The organism is Thermus altitudinis (assembly GCF_022760835.1).
In the GTDB taxonomy this organism is placed as follows: Bacteria; Deinococcota; Deinococci; order Deinococcales; family Thermaceae; genus Thermus; species Thermus altitudinis.
This window is the reverse complement of sequence record NZ_JAKTNQ010000001.1, coordinates 24989-42968: the sequence shown is the minus strand read 5'-3', so window position 1 is coordinate 42968 and position 17980 is coordinate 24989. Positions and strand designations below refer to the sequence as shown.

Here is a 17980-nt window from a genome sequence, read left to right as displayed (position 1 = left end):
AGCAAAGGGGGTTTGCGGGCATCCTTCACCCTATTCCCTCAGGTATCTCGTGGGGTAGAGACAAAAGACCCTTTCCGCCCCTTTACCCCATCCCGTCCCCAAACCCGGCCCGGCCCTAGGCCCACTCCACCCGGCTCCCCGAAGGGTGTTTGCGCACCCGAAGCCTTGCGGGAAGCCTCTCCGCCAAGGCCTCCACATGGGTGACGATCCCCACCAGCCGCCCCCGGGTGGGGAGGCCTTCCAACACCCCCGCCACCACCTCCAAGGTCTCGGGGTCCAGGGTGCCAAAGCCCTCGTCCAAAAAGAGGGCCCCAAGCCGCCCCCGGGAAAGCTCCTCGGAAAGGGCCAGGGCCAAGGAGAGGCTAGCCAGGAAGCTTTCCCCTCCGGAAAGGGTCTTCACCGGACGCACGGTCTCCGTCCAGAGGTCCAGCACCTGGTACTCGTCCTCCTTGGAGCGGAGGCGGTAGCGGCCCGCGGAAAGGGTGGCCATGAGCTCATCCGCCCGCTCCACCAGGTTCCTCTGCCTAAGGCCCAGGAGGTAGGCGGGGAAGTTGTTCTGCTGCAGGTCAAAGGCCAGCTTTTCCCATAGGTCCACCTCCCGCACCACCTCCGCCAGACGGGCCTGCAGCGCCTGGCGGTGCTTGAGCTTTCCCTCCACGGCCTCGAGCCGCTCTTGCAAAACGGCCCGTTTCCCCATCTTGCCCTGGAGGTCCTCCTGCACCTGGGAAAGCCGCGCCTCCACCTCCCGCAGCCGGGCCTCCACCTCCTCCAGGGAAGGGAGGGGACCGGGAAAACGGGCCCTGACCTCCTTTTCCACCTCCACCAGGAGGGCCTCCACCTGGGAAACCTCCTCCCGGTGGGCCCGGACCCTCTTGGCCAAGGCCTCCCGCTCCTCAGGGGAGAGGTAGAGGGCCTTGGCCTCCTCCTCAGGCATCAGGCCCAAGACCCGGCCCCTGGCCTCCTCCAGGGCCTTTTCCTGCTCCTTCTCCTGGGCCGAAAGCCCCGCCAGGGTCCGGGAAACCTCCTCCAGGGCCTGGGCCAGTTGGCGGTCCCGCCCCTCCTTTTTTTCCAGCTCCTCCAGCCTTCGGGAAAGCTGTCCGATGTGCTCCCCCACCGGCCTCCCCCCCGTCATTTCCCAAAGCAGGCGGTAAAGCCCAGCCCCCAAGGCCTCCTTCTCCCGCCGCAAGGAGGCCAAGGCTTCCCGGACCCTTTCCCAGGCCGCTTCTTGTCCGCCGAGATCCGTTAGGGGCCCCACCTCCCCCTCCAGACCGGAAAGCTCCCGGCGCCCATGCTCCAACTCCTGGGAAAGCCGCTTCACCTCCTCCTCGAGGGCCCGGGCCTCCCCCTGTTTTTCCCTGTACCGTTCCCTAAGCTCCTGAAGCCTGGCTTGCGCCCCCTGGAGCTCCTCCTCCAGGGCCTTGGGATCCCCGGGGCGGGGTGGAACCCCCAGGGCCTTTAGGGCCTCGCGCTTGGCCCTTTCCTCCTCCGCCAGGGCCCCGAGCCGGGTCAGGACCTCCCGCAAGGCCTTCTCCCCCTCCTCCCGCCTCTTCCTGAGGCCGGAGGCCCCGGGCCCCTCCGGCACCGGGGGCAGGGCGCGGACCACGCCGCCGCACAGGGGGCAGGGCTCCCCGGGGTGCAGAAGATCGCGGTAGGCAAGAAGCCCAAGCCGCTTCTCCTCCTGGGCCAGGTGGGCGAGCTCGGCCTCCAGGCGCTTTTTTTCCTCCTCCAAAAGCCCCCTTCGCCTCGCGATCTCCTCCAGCTCCAGCCAAAGCCGGTGGGCCTCGGCCCCCTTCCGGGCCTCCTCTAGGGCCTTCACCTGGGCCCGGGCCTGCTCCCCCTCCGCCACCAGGCGCTCCAGGGCCTCCTTAAGTTGCCTTAAGGCCTCCTCCTTTTCCCCAAGCCGCCTTTGCCCCTCCACCAGGCGGGCCAGCCCCCGCTCCCTCTCCGCCAAAAGGGCCTCCTCCCGAAGCAGGGACTCCAAGGCCTCCACATAGACCTCGGGGGAAAGCCCCACCCTGGGGGCGGGGTGCTCCTTCACCCCCACCCGGCGCCAAAGGGCCTCGAGGGCCCTAAGCCCTTCCGCCTCCCGGAGCGCCCTTTGCGCCGCCTTCAGCTCCCCGGGGTCAAAGGCCAGGGCCCGGCGCTCCCGTTCCAGCTTTTCCAGCTGGTCCCTTAGCCCCCGGAGCCTTCCCTGGGTGGCGGCCAAGGCCTCCTCCTTCCGCCTGAGGTCTTGCCAAAGGGGCAAGGCCTTTTCCGCCTCCTCCGCCTTCTTGAGCCTTTCCTCCACCTCCCCCATGCGGGGGGCCTCGGCCTTAAGGCGGTGTAGGCGGCCTTCCAACTCCCTTAGGCGCTTAAGAAGGGACTCCAGGTCCCTCCCCTCGGCAAGCCCTTTTTCCAGCTGCTTCTTCTCCTGAAGAAGGTGGGCGATCCCCTGGGATAGATGGGCCAGCTCCTTCTCCAGCTCCTCCTTGGCCTCGAGGCTCACCTCACGAAGCCCCAAAAGCTCCCCCTCCAGCCGGCCCTTCTCCTCCAGGAGGGCCGCCTTGTGGGAGGCCGCCTTGTCCCGGGCCCGCTCCAGCCGGGAAAGCTCAAAGAGGTCCAGGAGGATCCTCCGCCTTTCCTTGGCCTCCCCCTTAAGGAAACGGTCAAACTCCCCTTGGGGTAGAAGCAAAGCCCGGGTGAAGGCCTCGTAGCTGAGCCCCAAGAGTTCCTCCAAGGTCCGGTTCAGGGCCTCCAGGGTCTCCAGGGGGAGAAGCTTCTCCCCGGCGGGCTCCACCTGGAACAGCCGGCCCTCGCTCCTCCTTCCCCGGACCCGCTCCACCCTATAGACCCTTCCCCCCACCTGGAAGGTGAGGCGCACCCGGGCCTCGCTGGCGGCAGGGTGGACCAGGCTTCCCACGTTCCGCCCCACCCGGGGCACGAGGCCATAGAGGGCGAAGGCCATGGCGTCTAAAAGGGTGCTCTTCCCGCTTCCCGTGGGCCCGGTGATGGCGAAAAGCTCCACGTCGGAAAAGTCCACCCCCTGCCGCTCCCGGTAAGGGCCAAACCCCTCAAGCTCCAGGCGCAAGGGCCTCAAGCTCCACCTCCTTAAGCACCTGGCCAAACCGCTCCAAAAGCGCCTCCTCCTGGCGCCCCCGCTCCCTCAGATAGCGTTCGTAGGCCTCCACCAAGCCCAGTTCCGGAGCCGAGCCCATCTCCCCATCCTCCAGCCCTCCCAAGGTCTCCACCGCCAGGAGATGGGGAAGCCCCTGGAAGAGCCTCTCCTTCACCGCTGGGGAAAGCCGGCCCTCCACCACCAGCCGGAGGTAGCCGGGAAAGCGCTCCAGCTCGGGAAGCCTCCCGTCCAGCTCCTCGGGCTTCAGGCGGAAGGTCCTTAAGGGCTTGCCCCAGCGCTCCCGTAGGGGGTGGACCCGGACCGGACCCCTCTCGGGCACCTCCACCAGCAAGGCCCCCCGCTCCGCCTCCTCCCCCTCCCCGAAGTCCAGCTGGATGAGGCTTCCCGAGTACCAAGCCACCGGGGCCTCGGAAACCTGTTGCTGGCGGTGGATGTGGCCCAGGGCCAGATAGCGGGCCTCCAGGGGCAGGGCGGAAGGGGGCACGGCGTAGCTACCCGTGAGGTGGAAGGCGAACTCTCCTGCCCCCGGCCGCGCCCCCTCCAGGGCAAAATGCCCCAACATCAAGGGGCTTCGCAAGTTGTCCAGAATGCGGCGCATGGCCTCGGCGTAGGTGCGGTGGCGTTCCTCGGCCTCTTGCAGGACCTTTTTCACCAGGATGCGCTCGGAAACAAAGGGAAGGAGGGCCGCCTCGAGGTCCCCCACCCGGACCACACCCCCTTCCTCCCGGAAAAGGGGCTTCCCCCTCACCTCCGCCCCCGCCAGGGCCAAGAGGGGGGCGAGGGCCTCGAGGCGCTCCTTGGGGTCATGGTTGCCGGCGATGACCAAGGCGGGAACCCCAAGCTCCCTAAGGCGCAGGAAAAACTCCACCGCCATGGCCTCGGCCTCGGCGGATACCTGGGGGCGGTCAAAGAGGTCCCCCGAGATCACCATTAGGTCCACCCCTTCCTTGGCCACCACCTCCACAAGGGCCTTCAGGGCCTCGCCCACCTCCGGGGTCCGGTCCACGCCCTTTAATACCTTGCCCAGGTGCCAGTCCGCGGTATGGAGGAGCCGCACGCCTTCCATACTACCCCTGCCCAAGGCTCAGTGGGGGTGGCTGTGGGCCTCCGGCGGTCCCCCTTTCCCACCCTGGAAGGCCCAGGCGGCCACCAAGGTGGTGAAGGGTACCGCCAGGAGAAGCCCCAAGGAACCCAGCACCATGGAGACCATCTCGGCGGCAAAGGGCTCGGTATTGAGGAGGAAGCGCAAGGGGGTGGGGTCCTTGGTGAGGAGGAGGAAAAGGGGTAAGGAACCGGCCGCATAGGCCAAGACCAGGGTGTTCACCAGGCTACCCATGTGGTCGTAGCCCACCTCCATGCCCCTCCGGTAAAGCTCCCCCAGGCCAAAGCGGGGGTTGGCGTGGGCCAAGGCCTGGACCACCGCCGCCTGGGTCACCGTCACGTCGGTCAAAGCTCCCAAGGCCCCCACCACCACTCCCGCCAGGAAGAGGGAGACCAAGTCCACCCCACCCCATTGCCTCAGGAGGAGGGCCTCCTCCGAGGCCAGGCCCGTGAACCCCAGGGCCCGGGTGAAGAAGAGGGCCAAGAGGAGGACCAAGGCCACCGAGGCCAGGGTGCCCAATAGGGCGGCGGTGGTCTTGCGGTTTACCCCGTGGACCAGGTACACGGTGAGAAGAAGCACCCCCAGGCTTCCCAAAAAGGCGTAAAGAAGCGGGTTCCCCCCAGCCGCCACCCTGGGAACCACAAAGTAGACCACCACCAAAAGGCTCAAAAAGGTGCCCACAAGCCCCCTAACCCCCTTGCCCCGGCCCAAGAGGGCCGCCAGGAAGGCGAACAGGCCCAAAAGACCAAGAAGCCAGGGGATGCGGTCGGGCTCGGTCACATAGGTCCGGCCCCCCTCCTGGTAGAGGACCACCCGCTGGCCCAGCCGGTACTGGCCGCCATCCACGGGGAGGAGGGCCGGAAGCCTCCTGCCCCCCACCTCCACCTGGGCCACGCCCCCTTGGGGCTCGAGGGCCACCAGGCGACCCACCAGGTACCTCCCCTCGCCCTGGGCCAAGGCGGGTAGGAGGAGCAAACATAGGAGAACCCCCAAGCGCATGCCGCCACTTTACCCCGGAAGGATGAAAACTTTTTCTCAGATTGCTATTCTGGGAGCATGGAGCGCTCCACCCGGCAGCGGCGGGCCATCCGGGAAACCTTTTTAGAGGCAGGCCGGCCCCTCTCCCCCCAAGAGGTCCTGGAGCTGGCCAAGAGGAAGGTCCCCTCCTTGGGCCTGGCCACCGTGTACCGTACCCTAAAAGGCTTGGTGGAGGAGGGCTTCCTAATCCCCGTGGTCCTTCCCGGCGAACCCCCCCGGTACGAACCCGCAGGCCGGGAACACCACCACCACTTCCTTTGCCGCCTATGCGGGAAGGTGTACGAGCTTTTGGGCTGCGACCTAGCCCTGGAGGGCCACCTGCCTCCGGGCTTTTTAGCCGAAGGCCACGAGGTCACGGTCTTCGGCCGCTGCCCAGAGTGCACCTAGTCCCAGGCGGGGTAGGCTTCCTTGGGCTTAGTCCAGCGCACCTCCTCTAAGGCCCCGTCAAAGCGCAGGATGGCGGCCAAACGGGCCCGGGAGTAGACCCGGTAGGGTTCCTTGGGGATGAAGGCGGTCACGATGTCCACGTGCCGGGGCGTGGCGTACTCCAGCACCACATGCAGGGGAAGCTTCAGGCGCGGGGGAAAGACCATGTAGCCCAAGACCAGCATCCGCTGCTCCTCGGGGTAGATGGCCAACTCCCGGCCCCATTCCAAGGCCCTGAGCACATCCAGCTCGGTGAAGCCCTCCTGTAGCATGTGCTTGGCCACGTGGGGCCCAAGGCGGTAGCGGCCTTCCCGGAGGTGGGGCAGTAGGTCTTCCAGGCGGCGGAACTTTCTCACGGAAACCCACCCCCTCTACCCTCCTAGTCTAGGAGCCCCAGGGAAGGAGAGTGTGGCCTTAGCGGTAAGGGCCCAGGGCCCCGGGGTCCCGCACCGCCAGGAAGGCCCCATAGACCTGGCTTGCCCCCGCCCGCAAAAGGGCCTCCTTGGCCCTAAGGAAGGTGGCCCCGCTGGTTAAGACATCGTCTAGCAAAAGCCAGTTTCCCTTCACGGAAAGGGACGGGGCGAAGAGGTCCTGGGGCAAGCGCCCTCGAGCCCGGCCCCGGGTGGGCTGGCTTGGGGCGTAACGGGTGCGCCTCAGAACCCTCCGGTACGGCACACCAAGCCGCCTGGCCACCTCCCGGGCCACCAGTTCCGGAGGGTTATACCCCCTCAGGAGGAGGCGGGGGAAGAGGGTGGGCACCGCGGTGATCCCCTCCAGCTCCCAACCCTGGGCCCGGATCCCCTCCGCCAGGGGCTTGGCCAGAAGGGCAGCCAGGGCGAACCGCCTCCGGTACTTCAAGGCCCGCACCACCCCTCCCACGCGGCTATAGAGGCCTAGGTAGACCACGCCTGGCCCAGCGAAAGCCCGTAGGCCCTGGCGGCAACCTTGACAAAGGAGGGGCGCATCCAACCTGCCCCCGCATCCCGGGCAGGCGTGCCCCAAAAGGGCCTCAAGCCAACCCCAAGGCACGGCGCAAGGCCTCGTCAAAGGGAGGGTAGAGCACGCCCTTTTCCGTGACGATCCCCGTGAGGTAGCGGTGGGGCGTGAGGTCAAAGGCCGGGTGGTAGGCGGGGAAACCCTCGGGGGCAAGGCGCACCCCCTTTAGCTCCAGGAGCTCCTCGGCCGGGCGCTCCTCAATGGGGATGCCCTCCCCGGTTTCCAGGCTGGGGTCCACGGAAGAGAGGGGCAAAGCGGCGTAGAAGGGAATCCCGTGGTGGTGGGCCAGGACCGCCAGGGCGTAGGTGCCGATCTTGTTGGCGAAGTCCCCATTCAAGGCCATGCGGTCCACCCCCACCATGACCGCATCCACCCGGCCCCTTGCCATGAGGAAGCCCGCCATGTTGTCCGCAATGAGGGTGGCCGGCACCCGAGCCTTTTGCAGCTCATAGGCGGTGAGCCTAGCCCCTTGCAGGTAGGGCCGGGTCTCGTCCACCCAGACGTGGGACACCCGCCCTTGGCGAAAGGCCTCCACGATGGCCCCCAAGGCGGTGCCGTACCCCCCGGTGGCCAGGGGGCCGGTGTTGCAGTGGGTGAGGACCTGGCCCCGCAGGACCCTGGCCCCATGCTGGCTGATGGCCTTTTCCGTCTCCGCCACCTCGTGCCAGATGGCCTGGGCTTCCTGCAGGCTTCCCTTCAGGTCGCCCCAGCGAGGGCGCATCCGGTCCAGGGCGTGGAAGAGGTTCACCGCCGTGGGCCGGCTCTGCCGCAAAAGCCGGTCCGCCTCCTCCAGGTCCTCGCCCCTTAGGTGGGCCAGCACCATGCCAAAGCCAGCGGCCACCCCGATGGCCGGAGCCCCCCGCACCACCATGGCCCGTATGGCCTGGGCCATCTCCTTGGCGGTGCGCACGGGAACCCAAACCTCCTCCAGGGGCAGCCTCCTCTGGTCCAGAAGCCAGAAGACCCCTTCCTTTTCCTCAAAGCGAAAGGGCAGGATCCTTTCCACCCTTAAAGCCTAACGCAGCCTCAGCACCCTGTCGTCCTTGGGGCGCACCTGGCCCCGCCCGTCCCGGTTGGAAGTGGTGACCCAAAGGGCCCCGTCCGGCCCCACCTGCACCTCCCTTAGGCGTCCGTACCCGCTCAAGGCGGTATCCACCCGCACCACCCGCCAACCTCCCCTCTCCCCCTCCAGGGAAAGCCGCAAAAGGGCCTGGCCCCTCAACCCGGCCACAAACAACTCCCCTTTCCAGAAGGCCAGGTTCCCGGGGGGAAAGCCCTCGGGCCAGAGGTAAAGGGGGTCGCGGTAACGGGGGTCGTTCCCCTGGCCCACCACCCGAGGCCAGCCGTAGTTCCCCCCAGGGACGATGACGTTCACCTCATCGTGGCCAAAGCCTTGCTCCCCACTGGGCCCATGCTCGCTGGCAAAAAGCTCCCCCGTGCCCGGGTGCCAGGCCAGGCCCTGGGGATTGCGGTGGCCGTAGCTGTAGACTTCGGGCCGGGCTCCCTGCCGGTTCCAAAAGGGATTCCCCGGTGCGGGCCTGCCCTCTGGGGTAATCCTCAGGATCTTGCCCCCCAAGGAGGAGAGGTCCTGGGCCAGCTCCCGCTCATACACCTCCCCCGTGGTCACATAGAGCATCCCGTCGGGGCCGAAGGCGATCCTCCCTCCGGAGTGCAGGCCGTGGGCCCGGGCGGGAATGCCGTCCAGGACCACCCTTTCCAGCACCCCCTTTTCCCCTTGGTGCCTTAGCCGCACCACCTGGTTCCTGAGGCCCCCTTCCTCCACCGTGCGGTAGGCGTAGAGATAGGGCTCCAGGGGAAAACGGGGATGAAGGGCTAGGCCCAAAAGCCCCGACTCCCCCCGGTGGTAAACGGGAAGCTCCGCATACAGCCTAGCCCTTCCCTCCCGCACCCATTGGATCCGCCCGGGGCGTTCAGAGACCAGGAAGCTACCGTCCGGCAAAAAGGCCAAGGCCCAGGGCACCTCCAGGCCCCCCACCACCTCCTCCACCCGAAGCCCCTGCCCCCGAATCAGGGAAAGCCCCAGAAGGCCCACCAGCACCCGCCTGCGGGAAACCATACCTAACCCCCTTGCGGGTGAGCCTAGCACACGCACCCGGGACCCGAGGGTGTCCCCCCGCACACCCCGGGCCTAGGCCTTGGGGTCCAGGATCACCTTCACCGCCTGCCCCGAGGCCAAAAGGCCGAAGGCCTCCCGGTACCGGCTCATGGGCAGGCGGTGGGTGATGAGGGGTGTAAGGTCCACCCGGCCCGAGTAGACCAAGGCCGTGCCCTGCATCCAGGTCTGCCAAAGCCTTCTTCCGGCAATGCCGTAGGCGGTGATCCCCCGCATCACCAGCTCCCCCGCCAGGTCAAAACGGATGGGATCGGAGGGAATCCCCAGGATCCTGGCCTCCCCCCCGGGGATCAGGGCCTTTAGCCCCTGGTGGATGGCGGTCTCGTTTCCGGAAAACTCCAAAAGCACCTCCACCCCGCTTCCCGTCACCTCCCGCACCACGGAAAGCAAATCCTCCTCCAAGGGATGGACGAGCCGGTCGGCATAAGGCCTGGCAAAGGAGAGGCGGTAGGGATTGGGGTCCGAGACCAGGATGGGCCCGGCTCCGCTGGCCCGGGCCACCATGGCCGCCATGAGGCCGATGGGCCCCGCCCCGGTGATGAGGACGCTTTTGCCGGACACCCCGCTTCCCGCATACACCGTGTGCACCGCATTCCCAAAGGGCTCCAGAATGGCCCCCACCTCAAAGGGCAGATCCCTCGGGTTCACCCAAGCATTCTCCGCCGGCACCACCACGTACTCGGCAAAGCCCCCGTCCCGGTCCACTCCCAGGATTTCGGTATGCAAACACACGTGGTAGTTGCCGGTGCGACAGGCGGGGCAGGCATGGCAGACGATGTGGCTCTCCAGGCTCACGTGGTCCCCCACCTGGGGCCTCTTAACCCCAGGGCCTGTGGCCTCCACCACCCCGCTGAACTCGTGGCCGGTGATAAGGGGGGGCTTAATCCGCCCCCTGGCCCAATGGTCCCACCGCCAGATGTGGAGGTCGGTGCCGCAGATGCTGGCGGCCTCCACCCGCACCAGGATCTCCCCCGGGCCCGGCTCGGGCCGGGGGCGTTCCACCAGGGTGAGGCCCTCTTCGGGGGCCAGCTTGGCTAGAGCGCGCATACCGGGGCCATGCTACCACCGGTAAAGGGCCCCCACGCTGAAACGGGTGGCGTCGGCGGCCTCGAGGCTAAAGGTCAACCCCAGGGTGGGGGTCAGGTCGTACCCCAGGGCAAAGGTGAAGCGGGAAAGCCTGCCATCCCCGGGCAGGAAGGTGGAGGCCAAGGAGAAGGTCAGCCCATCCCGACGGTACTGGGCGCTTAGGGTCTGCTCTCCCCTTAGGTCCACCTCGTAGCCCAAGAAGAGCTCCGGGCTCAGGTACTTGCCCACGGAAAACCGCACATCCCCTAGATCCCCGCCCTGCAGGATGGGCACCTGCAGCTGGAAACGGTCCAATCCCAGAGCCTTGGCCAGCTCCCGTTCCAGCTGGCCCAGGACCAGGTTCTCCAAGGCGGCCCCCAGGGCCGCCTGGGGCAGGGTTTCCGCCAGCCGGTTCACATCGGGGGTGCCCAGGGTGAGAAGGGCGTAGATCTCCGGCTCGCTGAGGGGGGGGTCGGAGGTGAAGCGGGGCTCGAGGCGCACCTTCACCCGGCCGTTTTCCCGCAGGAACTCCCCGCTGGCCGTTAGCACCACCTTGTAGCCCCGGGTCTCCGCCAGGGCCTTCAGCGCAAACTCGGGCAGGAGGCCCCGATCCGGCCGGAAGCGCAAGGCGCTTTCCCCTGGATCCAAAGCGAAGAGGGAATCCCATAGCCGAAAGCTTCCCCAAAGGCTTCGCACCTCCCCCGCCAAGAAGGGATCCCCGTAGCTACCGCCCAAGAAGACCTCCCCTTTGAGCTCCCCTTGGGCCAGGCTTTCCTGCACCAGGATGCCCCGTTCTGCATAAACCCGCACCCCATCAAACACCAAGGGCACAGGTGTGGGCTTCCCCGTGGGGGCCTGCAAGGCCACCCCCTCGCGGGAAAGCTGCCGGGTCTGGGCCTCCGGCAGGGCCAGGCGGGCCCTTAGGACCTCGGCGTTTCCCGTGAGGTGGTAGGTGCCCTTTTCCTCGTAGAGGAAGAAGCCCTTCACGTCCAAAAGCCCTTCCTGCAGGTAGTACTGGGGGTAGTAGAGGGGAAGCCGGCCATAACCGGCCAGGCGCAAGGGGAAAAGGGTCCCTTGGGCCTGGGCCTCCCCCAGCTGGATCTCCACCCCGTAGCCCGGGTAGCGGAAGGCCACCTCCGCCGGGGTTTCCTCCTTAAGCCCTGGGAGGGAAACCGCTCCCTTGGCGCTCACGCGGAAGTCCTCCAAGCGCCCCTCGAGGCCCAGCCCGGCCCTTCCCGGGAAGGGGGCGGAAAGGGTAAGCTCCCCTTCCGCTTTGGCCCCGCCGTTTAGGGAAAGAAGCCCTTGGGGCAAGTACCCGGCCACCGGCCCCAACCGGAAACGGAAATCCCTGAACTCCGCCTGGAAGCCATCCCCCCTGAGGCGAAGCAGCAGGCTCCCCGAGCCCTCAGGCCGGTAGGGTTTCAGGGCCGGGACCACCTGGAGCACAGGGGTAAAGACCGTGTCCCTAAGGCTCAGATAAAGGTCGCTTCCCTCCGGGCTCCAGTACCCCCCACCCTCCCAGCTTCCCCGGCCCGAAAGGCTAAGCCGGTCCACATGGACCCGCCCGCCCTCCAACCGCAGGACCGCCTGGCCCCTAAGCTCATCCCCCGCCCCCACAAAGCGCAGGGCCTCCCCCACCAAGACCCCCTCGCCCTTTAGGGGATCCGAGAGGGGAAGGCGCAGGCGCACCGCTCCCGTCCAGTAGGCCTCCCCCTCCAAGGGGCCCGCCACCGCCATGAGGAGGAGGTGGAGGGGGAAACCCCTAGGGGAAGCGGTAAGGTCCAGCCGCTCCCCCTTGAGGTCCACCCGGAAGGCGCTTTCCCCAAGCCGTCCCTCCCCCCTAACTCCTCCCCGCGCCAGGAGGCCCAGGAAGCGAAGGGGCAGGCGGGTGCCGGACACCCCTGCCTCCCCTTCCAACTGGGCCTGGGCTTCCAGGCCTTGTATGGCCAGCTTGCCCGAAACCCAGCCTTTCAAGTAAGGGGCATAACGGCCGGCAAAGTCTTCCAGATTGGCCCGCTCCAGGTGCACCTCCCCAGCCAGGGGAAAGAGCATGCCCTTGGCGGTGATGCGGCCCACCCCCCCTTCCAGCACCCCTTCCACCCTGTACCCCTCGCCAAAGACCCGGCCGCGGAAGCGGCTTTCCAAGGGAGGAAGGGGAAGGTCTACCCGAAGCTCCCCCGCCGCAGGGTAGGAAAGGGCACCCGCAAGGTAGGGGCCTTGGGCCTCGAGGCGGGCCTGGAGAAGCTTCCCCGAAAGTCTGAGGACCTGCTCCCCCGCCCGGTAGGTAAGCCGGTAGGCTCCGGAAAGGTCCACCTCTCCCTCCAGGCTCCCTGTCCCTGCCACCCACCAGGGGAAGGCGGGATGCTCCCCCATAAGCCGCACCCGCTCCCCCTCCCCCTCCAGGCGCAAGGGGAAGCCGTAAGGGCGCAAGGCCAAGGACCCCTCCACCCTCCCTCCGGCGTAGCGCAAGGCCCCTTCCCCTTCTGGGCTGGCAAGCAGCAGGGAAAGCTCCTTCAGGTCCAGGCTTCCCTCCAAGGGCAGGTCCACGCCAGGTACCCGGTACCCCACCTTTAGGCCCTCCCCCTCCCCCCGCACGGCCAGTCCCCCGGGAAGAAGGCCCTGCAAAACCCTTCCCTCCCCTTCCGCCCGGCGGGAGGCCAGGTCCAGGCGGATACCCCCCACCTCCAGTAGCGGCCAGGCCAGGCGCACCCTTTCCCCTAAGACCTCCCCTTGGGCCTCGGGAAGGCCCTTCCCGGATAGCTCCAGGCTGCCTTCCTTGAAGGCCAACCTCCCCCGCCAGGCCTCCTTCCAGCCCACCTCCCCCTCCAGGTCCCCCTGGAAGGCCAGAACAAGCCCCTCCTCCCCATAGCGCCCCCGGGCTTGGGCCTGGCGGCCAAAGGCCAAAAGGTCCAGGTCCAGCCCCACCTCCCGCCAAGGGCCCTCCACCCTGCCCGACAGGGTCACGGGGCCAGGGGAAAACCCCTCTAGCACCAAGGCCACCCCCTCCGGACCCAGCCTCCCCGAAACCCCCTTCCCGGAAACCTCCACCTGGAACCCGGGAAGGCCCAAAAGGGCTAGGTCCAGTTCCCCGTACCGGTACCGGCCCCTCAGCCACTCCCCGGGATAGGTCCCTTCGGCCCAGAGCTCCCCCAGGCCCTGGGGCAGGGCCCCGGCGTAGCGGTAGGCCAGGCGGAAGGGATAGAGGTCCAGCCGCCCCTTGAGGGGGAGCCCCTCCCCGAGGAGGTCCAGGCCCAGCCCCGCCCCCCGGGCCAGGACATCCCCGTAAGGGCTGGAAAGCCTGCCCTCCCCAGAAAGCGCCCCCAAGTAGCCCTCCTTCGCCCGGTAAACGTAGCCCCCGGCAAAGACGTACGCCCCGTAGGTAAGCCTACCCCTGACCTGGGCCTCCATGCCCGGACACCCACCCAAGGGGGCAGGAAGGCAAAAAGCCCCCTCCAGGTTCCCTTGCCAGGCCCCTTCCCCCTGAAGCTGGAAGGTACCCGTTCCCAGATCCACCTGCCCCCCTAGACCACCCCCGGGCAAAGGGTAGCCCAGGGTGAGGAGGCCGGAAAGCCCCCCAGGAGCTTCCCCCGAAGGCATCCGGTAGCGGGCCTCCCCCCAAAGCCTAGGCCCCCCGAACTCCCCCAAAACCTCCCCTTCCCGGTACTGGACCCCCACCCTTTCCCCCAGCACCTCCCCCGCAAGCTCCGCCCGCAGGGGCCATAGCCACGCCTTTCCGGAAAGCCGCCCTTCTGGACGCTCCAGGATGACCTCAAGGGCCTCCTGCCAAGGCCCATCCGCCTGGGCCTTTAGGCGCAAGGGAAGGCCAAAGGGGGTAAGGTCCCGGTCCAGCTCCAGAAGAAGGTGCCCCTCCGCCAGCCTCAGGCGGTAGCCCTCGGCCTCCCCCGCCAGGGAAAGGGTCTCCACCCGCAAAGGCCCTCCTTGGTACCCGTAGGCGAAGCGGAAGGGCATGGCCTCCCCCCCACCCCGCAGGGCCCCTTGGCCCCTCAGGGAAAGCTGGGGAAGATTCCCTTCCAAGCCCGCCTGGGCCTCCAACCAGGCCTGCCCTAGGCCCAGCCGGTAGCGGGCCTCCCCTTTGAGAAAGCTCCCCTCCAAGGTACCCTGGGCCCACAGGTCCCCAGGAAGCCCCTGGCCCTTGAGCTCCAGGTGCAAAGGCCCCTCCCCCTTCCCCCTTAAGGCCAGGCCCCGCCCCTCCGCCCAAACCTCCCCCAAGTACCCCTCAGGACCCCAGGTGAGGTCCGCCCGCAAGGCCATTCCCTGGACCTCCCCCTCCCCCTTGGCCCAAAGGTGCCAGGACCCGTCGTACCAGGCCCCCAAGGCCAAGGGTGCTCGCCAGGCGAGCTGCGCCCGGGTTCCTTCCCCCTCGAAGCGCAAGGGCCCTTCCTGTTCCAAAAAGCGGAGGCTCTTAAACCTCCCCTCCCCCCAGTAGCGGGCCCCTTCCCACGCCAGGGTAAGGACCCCTTCCCCGTAGGGGGAGGCGTGGCGCAAGGTGCCCTGGCCCTTGAGGGCCCAGAGGTTTACCCGGCCCAAAAGCTCCGTCCTCCCCAGCTCTTCCTGCTGGTAACGGGCCTCCAGAACCAGATCCTCCAAGGGCCCTTTGAGGCCAAGCTCCAGGTGGCCATAGCGGAAGTCGCCCTCCGCCTCCCCCTTAAGCCCAGGCCCTAGGCGGAGCCGCCCTTCCCCCAAAATCTCCCCAAGGCCCCAAAGCCGTGCCTCCCGGGGATTCCAAGCCAGGCCCACATGGCGCTCGGTCAGGAAAAGGCGAAGCACCCCTTCCCGGTAGGCCAGCGCCAAGGGTTCCGTCCCATACCGCACCTGGGCCCAGGCCTCCCCCTCTCCCTTCAGGGAAAGCCGTCCCTGGGCCCTACCCGTGAGGGGAAGGCCAAGGACCTCCGCCAAGGGGGCCACCTCCTCCAAGGAAAACCCCACCTCCTCCCCCCTAAGCTCCGCTCTTCCCCCTTCCCAACGCAGTTCTAGGAAGGGGTTTTCCGCAAAACCCCCCTGGAAGGCAAAGGGTAGGCCGGCCCAGCTTCCCCTCCCCTCCCCCAGGACCTTAAGCCCCTCCCCCTGGAACCTCCCCTCCAGCCTCCCCTCCCGGCCCAGGGCGCTAAAGGGTAAGGAGAAGCTCCCCTTGTACCCAAGCCCCTCCCCTTCCAAGGCCACGGGGCCTTGCAAGCGGTAGCGCAACCTCCCCTCCTCGGTCCAAACCCGGCCTTCCAGGGGCAAGGGCCCCAGGTACGGGAGGCGGGCCTCGCCAGAAAGGCCCAGGCTCAGGGCCTGCCAGGGCCCGCCTCCTTCCCCGGCTAGGCGGACCCCCACGCCCTCCTCCTCGTAGGCCCCCTCCACCTTCAGGAAAAGCCCTTCCGGGGAGATCCTGGCCTCGCCCCCCACAAAAGGCCCCCAAAACCTCGCCCTCGCCGTAAGAAGCTCCTCCCCCGTGAGGAGGGCCTCCCCATAGGGGCTTTCCAGCCGCAGCCTCCCTCCCCGGGTACCCCAGGTGCCGCTGGCCCTTACGGGAAGCCCCCAAGAGGAAAGGTCAAACCCTTCCGCCTGCAGCAAGAGGCTGAACCCCTTCTCATACCCCCCTAGGACGCGCAGGCCGGGGGCTTGGCCCAAAAAGCGCAAGCCTGCCCCCTGCCCCACCAGGCTCAAGGTCAAGGCAGGTTTCCCCAAGCGGGCCTGGGCCCGGTAGGAAAGCCTTAGGAGATCGGCACTCCCGGCAACCTCCACCTTGCCCAGGTGAGGGACCTCCCCCTGCCCCCTTACCCGCAGGTCCCGCCAGGCCCCCAGGGCCTCCAGGCGGCCGTAGGGAAGGGAAAGGGCCAGACGGCCTCCCTCCAGGGTGCCCACCGCCTGGAACCCTCCTGAAAGGCCCCGGTAACTCCAGGGGAGGTCCAGACGGAAGGGGAACCCTTCGGCGAAGTCCAGCCGCCCCACGCCCTCCACCTCCAGCCCTCTTCGGTCCAGGTGGAAGGGCAAGGGAGGCACCTCGAGGCCCTCCGGCCAGGGAGGGAGAAGCCGGCCCGCAATCCGTAGCTCCGGGTAGACCTCCCCTTCCCCTTGGGCGTACCCCTTCATCTCCGCCAAGACCAGCCTCCCGCCCTTCCCCTGGAGAACCCCCGCCACCCAGGGGGTTTCCACCCGGGCCTCCCCGCGAAAACCCCCGTCCCAGGCCAGGTCCGCCCAGAGGGTTAAGGGTCCAAGCTCCGCCCTTCCCTTCAGGCTTACTCCTCTCCGGTAGCGCAGGAAAAGGTCCTGGGCCCTTAGGACCAGGCCGGGCTCGGGGTCGTAGGCCCCGGCGAAGGGAAGCTCCCCCAAGGGGGTCCTGACCCTCCCCTGGACCTCCGCCCCCAAACGGCGCAAACTTCCTTCCGCCTCCAGGTAGCGGCCCCTTAGGCTAAGCCTTCCCGAAAGCCCCCCTTCCCGGTACAAGGCATGGCCGGAAAGCCGGAACTCCTCCAAGGCCCGGATGGGCAACCCCCGGAGGCTAAGGGCCAAGGCCCCGCCCCGGTACACCCCTTCCCCATAAGGGGTCTGGAAGCGGTAGGCCCCTCCTTCCTGCCACACCTCCAGGGGAAAGGCGGTGTACGGGGAGTTGTAGCGCAAGCTGGCCCTAAGCCTCCCCCCAAGAAGCCTTCCCTGCCCCTCGAGGCTCCCCACCGCCAGGGGCGTGGGGGCCAGCTGGAGGGCAAGATCGCTCCAGGTGCCCCAAAGGGTCACTGGCCCCAGCCGCCCCGATACCCGATCCCCCTCCCCCCGTACCTCCCCCGACAGGTCCAGGGCCTGGAAGAGGGCCAGGGTTACCCCGGGGCTTCGCACCTCGGCCTGCCACCGGCTTCCCTGGCTCCGGAAGGCCACCTGGGCCAAGCCATCCAAGGGCTTGGGCCAGGCCACCTGGCCCTGGGCCTCGGTGCGGTTCCCCTGGCCCCTCAGGGAAAGCCGGCTTCCAAGGGAGTCCTCGAGGCTCGCCCCATACTCCCCCCCCACCAGGCCCAAGGCCAGGCGGTAGGTGCGGTCAAAAAGCCTTCCCTCGGCCTCCGCCTGCAAGCGGAAAACCCGGTCAAAGGAAAGGGTCCCCCGGTGGCGGAAGGGCTCCCCCAAAAGCCGCCCCTCCCCCAGAAAACGCCCCTGGACCCGGATCTGGTCCCAGCCTTCCCCTTCCAGCCAAAGGGTCCCATCCCCCTCCACCGGCAAGGAGAGGCGGTAGTGCCGGGCCAGGGCGGGAAGGGTAGGCCGCCCCTCGAGGGAGAAGCGGTAGCGCTCCCCCTTAAGGTCCACCTCCGCCCGGGCGGAAAGGGGACCTTCTAGACCCCTTCCCCTTAGCTCCGCCTCCACCCGGTCCTCCCTTAGGCGGATGGGCCCCGCCACCTGGGTGAGGGTGAAGCCCACCACCTCCACCACCCCCCCTTCCACCTGGGCCTCCCCTTCCACCCCGGAGGGCATGAGGCGGAAAACCCCCGAAACCCTCCCCCCCTTAAGCCCCCCGTAGAAAAAGGAAAGCCCCCGCACCTCGCCCCTATAGCCAACCTCCCAGGCGGAAAGGTCCGGGGCTAAGGCCCTGGCCTCCCCATGGAAGCTTCCTCCCGGGAGCCGGGCCAGGAAGGTATAGGGGTTTTCCCCGCTCAGGGTAAGGCGCACGGGAGGCAGGAAAAGCCTCTTCCCCTGGGGAAGCTCCACCTGGACCTCCTCCAGCCGGAGCTGCCGAAAGACGGTCCTAATGGCCGGGGGCGGCCCCGGCTTCTCGGGAATCAGGGCCTCCCAGGTGGGCGTTATCCTCGCCCTCCTTAGGGCCAAGGAGAGGGGAAGCTCCTTGCGCAAAAGGCCCAGGAGGTCATAGCCCAGGCGCACCTCCTCCGCCTCCAAGGCCACCCCCTCCCCTTGGAGCCGCACCCCCTTCAGGCGTAGCCCCAGAAGGAGATGCCCCCCCACCTCCCGCACCTCCCCCCTAAGGCCCGCCAAGGCCATGCCCCGCTCCACCGCCATCCGGAGCAGGGGGGGCCAGGCCAGAAGGAGGATGAGGAGCAGGGCAAACCCCAGGAGGAGGGAAAGCCCCCACCGCATCCCCCTTAGCATAGGGAAGGGAGAT

Annotated in this window: 10 protein-coding genes; 1 reads left to right on the top strand and 9 read right to left on the bottom strand. The window is 67.9% G+C overall.

Features of this window, described 5'->3' with window-relative positions; translation table 11 throughout:
- Nucleotides 1-115: 115 nt before the first annotated feature.
- The 3 genes from L0D16_RS00200 to L0D16_RS00190 are packed head-to-tail and all read right to left on the bottom strand — an operon-like array spanning nucleotide 116 to nucleotide 5216.
- Nucleotides 116-3076 (bottom strand): AAA family ATPase, encoded by a 2961-nt coding sequence (locus L0D16_RS00200; protein WP_243029333.1) that lies wholly within the window; start codon nucleotides 3074-3076, stop codon nucleotides 116-118.
- A complete protein-coding gene (locus tag L0D16_RS00195) occupies nucleotides 3051-4172 on the bottom strand; it encodes a metallophosphoesterase family protein (RefSeq protein WP_243029332.1) in 1122 nt (373 codons plus the stop codon). The genes L0D16_RS00200 and L0D16_RS00195 overlap by 26 nt, the downstream gene beginning before the upstream one ends.
- A 27-nt stretch (nucleotides 4173-4199) precedes the next feature.
- Nucleotides 4200-5216 carry a YibE/F family protein gene (locus L0D16_RS00190; protein WP_243029331.1) on the bottom strand — a complete coding sequence of 339 codons (1017 nt, stop codon included), beginning with the start codon at nucleotides 5214-5216 and terminating at the stop codon, nucleotides 4200-4202.
- Between the two features lie 57 nt (nucleotides 5217-5273).
- On the opposite strand from L0D16_RS00190, the gene L0D16_RS00185 reads away from it, so the two are divergent.
- A complete protein-coding gene (locus tag L0D16_RS00185; RefSeq protein ID WP_243029330.1) occupies nucleotides 5274-5642 on the top strand; it encodes a Fur family transcriptional regulator in 369 nt (122 codons plus the stop codon).
- On the opposite strand, the gene L0D16_RS00180 is transcribed toward L0D16_RS00185, so the two are convergent.
- From L0D16_RS00180 to L0D16_RS00155, 6 genes are all read right to left on the bottom strand, one after another.
- Nucleotides 5639-6037 (bottom strand): DUF4258 domain-containing protein, encoded by a 399-nt coding sequence (locus L0D16_RS00180; protein ID WP_243029329.1) that lies wholly within the window; start codon nucleotides 6035-6037, stop codon nucleotides 5639-5641. The genes L0D16_RS00185 and L0D16_RS00180 overlap by 4 nt on opposite strands.
- 58 nt (nucleotides 6038-6095) lie before the next feature.
- Nucleotides 6096-6710 carry a ComF family protein gene (locus tag L0D16_RS00175; RefSeq protein ID WP_243029328.1) on the bottom strand — a complete coding sequence of 205 codons (615 nt, stop codon included), beginning with the start codon at nucleotides 6708-6710 and terminating at the stop codon, nucleotides 6096-6098.
- Nucleotides 6691-7683, bottom strand: a complete 993-nt coding sequence (gene mtnA / locus L0D16_RS00170; protein ID WP_243029327.1) for an S-methyl-5-thioribose-1-phosphate isomerase — start codon at nucleotides 7681-7683, stop codon at nucleotides 6691-6693. The genes L0D16_RS00175 and mtnA overlap by 20 nt, the downstream gene beginning before the upstream one ends.
- Before the next feature lie 9 nt (nucleotides 7684-7692).
- Complete coding sequence (locus L0D16_RS00165) at nucleotides 7693-8754, bottom strand: PQQ-dependent sugar dehydrogenase (RefSeq protein ID WP_243029326.1); 1062 nt, start codon at nucleotides 8752-8754, stop codon at nucleotides 7693-7695.
- Between the two features lie 72 nt (nucleotides 8755-8826).
- Nucleotides 8827-9858, bottom strand: coding sequence for an L-threonine 3-dehydrogenase (tdh, locus tag L0D16_RS00160; RefSeq protein WP_243029325.1), 1032 nt, complete (start codon nucleotides 9856-9858; stop codon nucleotides 8827-8829).
- A 12-nt stretch (nucleotides 9859-9870) separates the two neighbouring features.
- Entirely contained in the window at nucleotides 9871-17955 is an 8085-nt protein-coding gene (locus L0D16_RS00155) for a translocation/assembly module TamB domain-containing protein (RefSeq protein ID WP_243029324.1), read from the bottom strand.
- Between the last annotated feature and the right edge of the window lie 25 nt (nucleotides 17956-17980).

Bases quoted from the DNA above. Each gene is read 5' to 3' on its own strand.
- L0D16_RS00190 (WP_243029331.1), bottom strand. From the start codon at position 5,216: ATGCGCTTGGGGGTTCTCCTATGTTTGCTCCTCCTACCCGCCTTGGCC.
- L0D16_RS00185 (WP_243029330.1), top strand. From the start codon at position 5,274: ATGGAGCGCTCCACCCGGCAGCGGCGGGCCATCCGGGAAACCTTTTTA.
- L0D16_RS00165 (WP_243029326.1), bottom strand. From the start codon at position 8,754: ATGGTTTCCCGCAGGCGGGTGCTGGTGGGCCTTCTGGGGCTTTCCCTG.
- tdh (WP_243029325.1), bottom strand. From the start codon at position 9,858: ATGCGCGCTCTAGCCAAGCTGGCCCCCGAAGAGGGCCTCACCCTGGTG.
- L0D16_RS00155 (WP_243029324.1), bottom strand. From the start codon at position 17,955: ATGCGGTGGGGGCTTTCCCTCCTCCTGGGGTTTGCCCTGCTCCTCATC.